We start from the raw sequence: 8,824 nt of genomic DNA, 5'->3' as shown, positions 1-8,824 counted from the left end.
TTATTTCAGTGCCCCTAATGCGCTTCGAGCCTATATACCCTAATTTGAATATACCCAAGCGGTCTATATAAAGTGTTCTTGTCGGTGCCTTATGTATGCGTATGAGTTCAGCCTTCTTTATTTTGAGTTTACAGCTTTAAGCGATATTTCAGATTCAATGTTGTTTAGGGAAATGTGTTTTTTATTGTATTGTCATTAGGCAATAAAATTTATTTTTGATATAAAACATTGAATTTAATTCAAAAAAATTTAATCATAGGGCCAAAAAATAATAGCTGACATCAGACTCATGATTCGTTTGATTGTGCTCATATAAAACTTGGATTGCTTTGTTAAATTATGAACATTAAATATATTTTTATTAGCATTACATCAGTACTTGCTTTGTCGGTATGTTCTCACTTTTTTGCTATTGGTCACAATTTAACTTGGATTGGATTCACTGAGCCGCAACAGTTCTTTTTATTATTGCTAAGATTATTATTTTTATCACTCATCGTAGAGCGTATTGTTGAGTTATACGTGATTGCTTACCGGCATCCTGGAAAAATTAAACTCGTAAATAGAATTGATAATGGAAACAAAGCTGATCGGGTTGTAGCGACAGAATTACTCGCTAGCTATCGGGCAGAAACTACAAAACAAGCCGGCATTGTTGGGTTTTTAATAGGTTTAATGATGGGATTAGTTGGAATACGTATTTTTTCAGATGTGTTTTCTTTTTCTGGGATCCCTACTTTACAGCTCATTTTGTTCAATGCATTTGAACTATTTACGATGGGGGCGCTCATGGCCGGTGGATCTAAAGGAATAAATAAAATAGTAAGCGGTATTGAAGCATTTGCTAGTATAGGCAAACATAAATCAGCGCAGTCTGATTGAATAATCGCAAATTTTAACTGACACATATGGACACTCCAAGTGTGTCACAATTTTAACTGACACCCATCCAAAACAGATTGTTTATGTTGGGTTTTCCTCTCAAAAATCAACAAAATTTTTGGGTGAGTGTCACTTATTATATCCTATTTTTTATTTACTCCTGAACGCTCACCCTTTTTAGGTTTAAATCATGAAAGTTATAAGAGAAGTCAGTGCTACGACTTACGGCTTTCATTTTGAATCCACTCACCTTACCTTCGAAATCGACGTCAAATTTAACAAATGCATCTGCATTGAGCGTTCGGTCATGCCATTTTGCAACAAATCGGTTACCCTCGATGTGAGCAAGCTTACCACTTAAAGCATTACCACGAGAAAACTTAATATTAAGCTCTGAGTCTGTTTCGGTGATATCCACTGTGCCATACCAGTTATCTTGGTAAGTACCGGCATATTGATTAAGCGCCATAGGTGGTTTTGTTGTACTCAGGTGCAGAGGTTTTTCCGTTTTCTTTTGTTGTTTTTTGTAGGCTTTATATCGTTTATTTCCTTCTATATATACGTCAATGTAATTTGTGGGTTTTGCCTCAATATAGTGCTCTAGGATAGTTGCGGTTAGACCTTGGGCTGCTCTTGACCATTGATTTGTAAGCGCAATAACAGCAACATCTTTTTCAGGTAAAAATGCGATATGGGAGGTCATGCCTTGTACCGCGCCGCCATGAGAGACATGCAAGTGGCCATGAAAGTCCATCAAATTCCAGCCTAATCCATATGCTTGAAAATGTGTCTGCGCGTATTTTTGATCAATATAAGCGACTTTTTTTAAAGTAACTGGCTTCCACATTTCTGCGTGTTGCTTTTCAGAGAACAAGTCTTGTCCATCTGGTAGTTTACCTTTGCTAAGAAATAGCTGTGTCCACTTTACCATGCCCGCTATGTCACAATTAATTTGGTTATCATCTTTGAAAAAAGTGGTTTGGAGCGTACCGTCGACTTCCATATGCGGTATTGCACGTTTACTAGGTATGTTAATTCGAGTCGGGTTTGCTACACAGTGAGTCATCTTCAGTGGTGCAATTAATGCTTTTTCGACATATTGGTCCCAAGGCATCTTGGTTATCACACGTATAACCTCTTCGGCGACAGTGTACATTAAATTGTTGTAGGCATATTCGGAGCGAAATGAACTGGTTGGTTTTAAATATTTTAATGCTGAGATGATTTCATCAGGCGTTGCGTGTGCCTGCGCATCAGGCCATTGTAATAAGTCCCCAGCACCCAGTGGCAAACCAGAGCGGTGAGTTAACAAGTCGCGAATAGTAAACTCTCTTGTCACCCAAGGATCATACATTTGAAACTGCGGAAGGTAATCGATGACCTTGTCGTTCCAGCTGAGTTTATTTTCATCTACGAGCAGTGCCAATGCCGCAGTGACAAATGATTTTGAAATCGACGCGACCTGGAATAGGGTGTCAGTATTAACTGGCGTGTTGTTTTCGATGGATTGCACGCCATAGCCTTTTGCATGGACCACTTCACCACTTTTTACAACGGCCAATGCTACCCCCGGCACATTAAGTTCGTCTTTTGCTTTTTCAACAAGTGCATCTATTTGTTTTGGCGTTAACTGTGCACTTATACATAGTGGGGCAAAAATTAATTGTGATAATGCGACTCCAGTGAAAACAAATTTTTTGATATAGTTCATTAAAATAGGCCCTTCATAGCAATTTATTAATTGATAAGGACATTACCAATTACTTCATACTTTTCTAGCACTTATATGCAAGCGGTGGCGTTTCTTCTGCAAATGGCGGCAAAATCTATCAGGGTATATTTTTGCACCGTCTTACATGACATTGTGGTAAAGGCTAAGCTATTGTATGTGTTTTTATTAGTCAGTTTTAGCATGGTGTTCTCTACAAGCCTTGCAGCAGATGATTTTAATAAGTTTTTTATTCAAGAAGTTAGGGTTTGCTATGATGAAAATGCAGGGCTGTCTTCCGATACGTTTTTTCTTCAGAGTTGTAATAAAATGCCGTTGGGTGACGTTAAGCTAAGTAACAATTTAACTTGGATTGGCTCTACGTTTGATTTTAACGTCTCTGAGCTGCTCGATAAACCAATTGGGTTATTTTTTTCTGCTCAAGCGGCAGCTGAGTTTTACTTTAATGGCGAATTAATAGGTCGAAATGGTTATCCCTCGGCTCAACCTGAAAGTGAAAAGGTTGGAGTGATGGACTTTGTTATTTATATACCAAAAGGATTACTGAAGAAGCAACAGAATGAGTTAGTTATTAAACTGTCATCTCATCATAAAGTTTACGATATCAGCACCTCAATTCCATTTGCGATAATCACATATTATGGCTCTCCTCAAAATATAGTGCTTCGTAATTACTTACCTACTTTGTTATCGCTAGGTATTTTGGTCATAGGCTTAGTTTTTTCAAGTCAGTTAGTTTTACAAGGCTCGAATCCAAGACGCAGTACTTGTTGGCTTCCTGTATTTTCATTGTTAGTGGTGCTTCAATTATTGGTTGAAGTGTCTAGAGGGTTAATAGCATACGAATACCCTTATCATGACGTTCGTTTGGTTGTTATTTTATTGCTGGGTATGTTGAGTGGGATGTGCTTACTGTTATATATCATAGATAGCTTTGTGAAAAGTCATCGCTGGGCTTACTTTTCTCTTTCAATGTTATTAACGTTTGCATTTATTTATTTAGGTAACACGATAGAGGAAAAAACAGTTTTCGCCCTTCAAATTCCTGCGGGGTTAAGCTTTTGTATTTCTGCTTATCAAGCTTTTAAGCTGTATGATAATGCGATGAAGCATGCTAGTGCGCTTTTGGCATTCTTTTTCGTAATTGCGATTAATCCTAATCAATTTCTCGATCTTTACTTTTATTGTTTTGTAGCTGTGCTTTTAGTGTTCTTCTTCATTCAACATTCAATTGAATATAAAAATGAACAGTCTCAAAAACAGCTTGCACAGAAAAGAGCTGAGCAGCTTCAACGAGTATTGGATGAATGTAAGGAACAGCAGACACCGTCAAAGATAAAGCTAAACCTTACGGACAAAGAAGAGTGGGTGTCATGTGACAGTATTTGTTTTGTGAAGGGGGCGAGAGATTATGTGGAGATAAGCCTATTAGATGAACGTAGTGTGTTACATAACGAGACGTTGACTATCATGGAAGAAAAGTTGCCCGTAACGTTTTTGCGTATACATCGCTCATACATTGTAAATAAGCAATTTATTCAGTCGCTTCAGAAGCTACCGTCAGGTGGGGGAAATTTGCTACTGAGTACAGGTGCTTCCGTACCAGTGAGCAGGCGGATTATGCCTAAGATTAAGAAGCAGCTTATGTAATACCCTAGAAGCGAGGGAGTCAGGTCTTTTTATCGATACATATTACATACAACAAAAGGTGTCAAAGTCATTGATCCCATTAAAAAGACTTAGCTCTGATTAATCTTCAAAAAGTTAAAAAATATAAAGGGGTCAGATTAGTTGTTTCACAATTTAAAGTGGTGGAGCTGGGGGAAATTTTTGGGTGGGTGTCACTTATTATGCGCCTTTGATGAATACGGCATAACGGGACTACAGCTTGAACAGACGCTTGGCATTAGTGGGCACTATGAGTAATAACCCCTTACAGAGTAAAGAGAACCAAAACTAGCTGGTGTTGCCCTCATAGTGTTTAGTGACATTGCAACCGATAGGTAACTGGTTTGACAATAAGACAACACATGAGAATATGATGAAGCATAAACTGGAGGTGTGGTGTAAGTTGATAAGTACATGTAATATAATGTTTTTTATCTGCGTGTTATTTTCTTAGGTCTAAATTTATAAAGACATATTCAAAGCTAAGTGCTAAAATTTATACCATCGAAATCATACTGATACCAACGCATGGCTAGCTCAACGCAAATAAAGGCTCTTTTGCAGTCTCACATAGAAAAAGATGACGAAAGATTTTTATCTATCGCCTTGCAAGTTGCTGCGCATGAAGCTCGAAGTGGTCATGGGCGAATAGCTCAAGAATTACGTGACATAGTTGAGCGAGCCAAAAAGAAGAGCTTTAATCAATTACCTGTTTCAATTGCAAAAAGTATTAAAGATAGTAGTGGTTTATTATCAACGACTCACCCTTCCCTGAAATTATCAAATTTAATAGCCCCTGAAGAATTAAAACTAAAATTAGAGCGCTTGATCAGAGAGCAGCGCCATATGGCTAAATTAAAGAATCATGGTCTATCACCTAGAAGAAAAGTTCTCCTTGTTGGCCCCCCTGGAACTGGAAAAACTTATACTGCATCGGTATTAGCAGGTGAACTTGATTACCCTCTATTTCAGGTTAGGTTGGATGGTGTTATCACTAAGTACCTTGGTGAGTCCTCAGCAAAGCTTCGTCAAGTGTTTGATGCTATTCGTGAGGTTAGAGGTGTTTACTTTTTTGACGAGTTTGATGCTTTAGGTTCCAATCGGAGTGCTGGAAATGATGTTGGTGAAGCTAGAAGATTATTAAATAGCTTTCTTCAAATGATAGAGCAAGATGAATCAAACAGTTTAATAATTTGTGCTACTAACCACATAGAAATATTGGATCATGCTCTGTTTAGGAGGTTTGATGATGTTATTAAATATGAGCTACCCACAGAAAATGAAACTATCACCTTGTACAAAAATAAATTAAGTGATTATGTCGCCAAAAATTTTCCCTGGAAAAAGTTACCAGACAGATCGCAAGGGCTTAGTAGCGCAGAGATAACTCTGGCTGCTGAAGATGCGATTAAAGAGTTTCTGATACATGAGCACAAAAAAATAACATTAGCCATTCTGGATTCAGCGATTAATGACCGAAGGAATATGAGCAATCATCTAGAACAATAAAGATATAGGATACTTAATGACCGGAATAGAAAAAAGGAATCTTCATTTTCTCTTAACCTCAACGGGGAAACCAGAAAAATACAAATACCCAGGCACCCCTATCTCAAATAAAATAATTCCTCCAAGAGACAGAGAGAATCATGGAAGTGGTCTGTTAGCACAGGTTGAAACTGCAAAAATATTTGAGGAAACTCAAAAAGAAGAAGCGCAACACTATGACCTTCTTTCTAAAACTGGCATTCAGGTAACATTTGACAGTTTCCCAGGTGTTGAGCTTGCAATTGAGAGTCTAGCTGATGTTAGAGCTGGTATAGAATTACTAAACGTAAAAAAGATTGGTGACAAAATTATTGCGTCGATATTTATTCCTGAAGGGAAGCTTCATAAACTAGAAGCTAAAATTCAAGCATATATGGAATATAAAACTACAAGTAATGGAAAACCGCGTGATAATCGCGCCCTGATTGATGCTATAGAATCTTTAAAAGTTTCCGCGATAGAATCTCTATGGACTGATGCTGAAGAGTTATATCCTAAAAGTCGCGATGAAGAGGTTTGGTGGGAAGTTTGGCTCCCAGTATTTGATGATCGAAATGCAGTTCTGCATGACTTTAAAGTTCTTGCTGAAGAGGTTGAACTTGAAGTATCCAGCCATACCATTGAATTTCCAGAACGAACAGTTTTGAATGTAAAGGGTAGCAGGAGAGAGCTTGCTACAAACACCCTGTTGCTCAGCTTGATATCTGAATTGAGATTAGCTAAAGATACAGCAGCATTTTTTGATGAGCTTGAGCCTGATGAGCAAAAGTTTTGGGGTGATGACCTTTTACACAGATTGCAGCTAACAGAAGATCAAAATGCTCCTTATGTTTGCCTTCTTGATTCAGGAACTAACTATGAACACCCACTCTTAAAGCCTTTCACCACAGATAAAGATCATTTTGTTGTAGACCCGACTTGGGTTGCGACTGATGACTGTGGGCATGGCACGAATATGGCTGGTTTAGCATTATGGGGAGACTTGACTGAAGAACTTCAGGCAGACAGCTATAAACAAGTTAATCATAGATTAGAGTCTGTAAAGTTGTTGCGATACTCCGGTGATAACGAAGGGAAGCTTTTGGGAGCAATAACCGCTGATGGCGTTGCATTACCTGAAATAGAAAACCACGATCGAAAAAGGGTGTTTTCGATGGCATTATCCTCTTTAGATGGAAGAGATAGAGGTAGGCCGTCATCTTGGTCGAGCACACTAGATAGCTTAGCTTGTGATTACTTAGGAGATAACTTAAATCCAAGGCTTTTTACTATATGCGCTGGTAATACAGGTCAAGATCTAACAGATTTGCTCGAATATCCAATTTATAACGAAACACAAGACATACATGATCCTGGTCAGGCTTGGAATGCATTAACTATAGGGGCGTATACTCAAAAAAATAAAGTAATAGAGGGTGGTGATTATATTCCGTTAGCTACTGCTGGTACTTTGTCACCTTATTCAACAACTTCTGTTATGTGGGATAGGAATATGCCAATTAAGCCAGAAGTTGTTTTTGAAGGCGGTAATGTCGGTTATGATAGATTCTCCTGTACAGGTTTACCAAGTTTGAAGTTGTTATCTACTAATAGTGATTTCAAATCTAGACTTTTTTCTACATCGGAAGCAACGAGTGCAGCAACCTCATTGGCTGCAAACTTTGCAGCTACGTTATCAGCTCAGTACCCAGAGTATTGGCCTGAAACTATACGAGCGATGATCGTTCATTCTGCCTACTGGACAAAGGCAATGTTTGAACAAGTCAACTCTGAAACCACAATAAAAAAACAAGTTAAGAGACTGATTAGGCTTGTAGGATATGGAGTACCTAATTTAGAACGTGCCATGTGGAGTGCGAATAACTCTTTATCCCTAGTTGTACAAGATAGGATAAAACCATATTACAAACCCAAAGGTAAGCAACCAACATCGAGAGATATGCATATACATGACTTACCTTGGCCTAAGGAAAGCTTACTTGAATTAGGTGAAGTTGATGTTGAAATGGCAGTTACATTATCATATTTTATTGAACCGAATCCTTCTAGTCGAAATGTCTCTGGTAAATATAGTTACCCAAGCCATCAACTACGATTCGATGTTAAACGACCTAGTGAATCTGTGAGTGACTTTAAAGCACGGCTAAGCTTAGCTGCACGAAATGAAGAAACAGGGGTAAATCGTGCTCCTCAAGACCCAGACTGGTTATTAGGAAACACAAGACATAAAGGTTCTGTTCATAAAGATATATGGAGAGGTTCAGCCGCAGAGTTGGCTGAAAGGGGATCTATAGCAATATATCCAGCAATGGGCTGGTGGCGTAGTCGGACTCAGCTTAAACATTGGGATAAAGAAGCTAGATATTCTTTGATAATTTCTATTGCAGTTCCAGAAGTAGAAGTTGATTTGTATACAAAAATCGAGAGCTTAATTAAGCAGGAGATTGTGACCTAGTAAAGTAAGGGGGGGAACTGCCCTCTTACTTCATATCCTTTTATCTACAAATTCATATGAACGGTCGGATCTACGATCCAACGAGAAAATTTAACTGACACCCATTCAAAAGAATTTACACTGACACCCATTCAAAATTGATTGTTTTTCCTTCATTGCCTATCTTTTAAATTCAGCTTAAAAGATAGGTGATTTCCGTATTGCTACAGCAAGCAAAAGGCAAGTGAGTTTAACTGATACCAAATACTACCATTGTATTTCACGCTGCGTTCGACGTGCCTATTTGTGTGGTGAAGATAAGGTATCAGGGCAATCTTATGAACACAGAAGAGGATGGATAGAAAGCAAACTGCTGGAGCTTGCCAAAGTGTTTTGTATTGATGTATGTGCGTATGCGGTGATGAGTAACCATACGCACATTGTACTTTATGTAGATGATATAAAAGCGAAAAGACTGAGTGATAAAGCGATTATCATCAGATGGCATAAGCTGTTTAAAGGCACCATACTGTCTCATAAGTTCCTTCAAGGTGAGCGGCTAG

Annotated in this window: 5 protein-coding genes and 1 pseudogene; 5 read left to right on the top strand and 1 reads right to left on the bottom strand. The window is 38.3% G+C overall.

The features are described from left to right. The first annotated feature begins 339 nt into the window (after positions 1 to 339). Positions 340 to 882 carry a hypothetical protein gene (locus CWC18_RS14130; protein WP_138675506.1) on the top strand — a complete coding sequence of 181 codons (543 nt, stop codon included), beginning with the start codon at positions 340 to 342 and terminating at the stop codon, positions 880 to 882. Positions 883 to 1,036: 154 nt separating this feature from the next. Here the strand turns inward: CWC18_RS14130 and CWC18_RS14125 are convergent, their stop codons facing one another. Then, positions 1,037 to 2,593, bottom strand: a complete 1,557-nt coding sequence (locus CWC18_RS14125; RefSeq protein ID WP_138675505.1) for a serine hydrolase — start codon at positions 2,591 to 2,593, stop codon at positions 1,037 to 1,039. 102 nt (positions 2,594 to 2,695) lie between these two features. Between CWC18_RS14125 and CWC18_RS14120 the strand changes: the two genes are divergently transcribed. From CWC18_RS14120 to CWC18_RS14105, 4 genes and pseudogenes are all read left to right on the top strand, one after another. Further along, positions 2,696 to 4,261: a LytR/AlgR family response regulator transcription factor gene (locus tag CWC18_RS14120; RefSeq protein ID WP_171041117.1), complete on the top strand. Its 1,566-nt coding sequence runs from the start codon at positions 2,696 to 2,698 to the stop codon at positions 4,259 to 4,261. Positions 4,262 to 4,807: 546 nt separating this feature from the next. Next, positions 4,808 to 5,788: an AAA family ATPase gene (locus CWC18_RS14115; RefSeq protein ID WP_138675503.1), complete on the top strand. Its 981-nt coding sequence runs from the start codon at positions 4,808 to 4,810 to the stop codon at positions 5,786 to 5,788. 16 nt (positions 5,789 to 5,804) lie between these two features. Then, the gene (locus CWC18_RS14110; RefSeq protein WP_138675502.1) at positions 5,805 to 8,282 is read left to right on the top strand and encodes a S8 family peptidase; all 2,478 of its coding nucleotides are present in this window, start codon (positions 5,805 to 5,807) and stop codon (positions 8,280 to 8,282) included. 199 nt (positions 8,283 to 8,481) lie between these two features. Next, positions 8,482 to 8,824, top strand: a pseudogene (locus CWC18_RS14105) (transposase); the annotation flags it as partial.

Origin of the sequence: Pseudoalteromonas aurantia (assembly GCF_005886875.1) — a bacterium.
Classification (GTDB): Bacteria; Pseudomonadota; Gammaproteobacteria; order Enterobacterales; family Alteromonadaceae; genus Pseudoalteromonas; species Pseudoalteromonas aurantia_A.
Note: the sequence above shows the minus strand (reverse complement) of the source record. Positions and strands in the feature narration are given on the sequence as shown.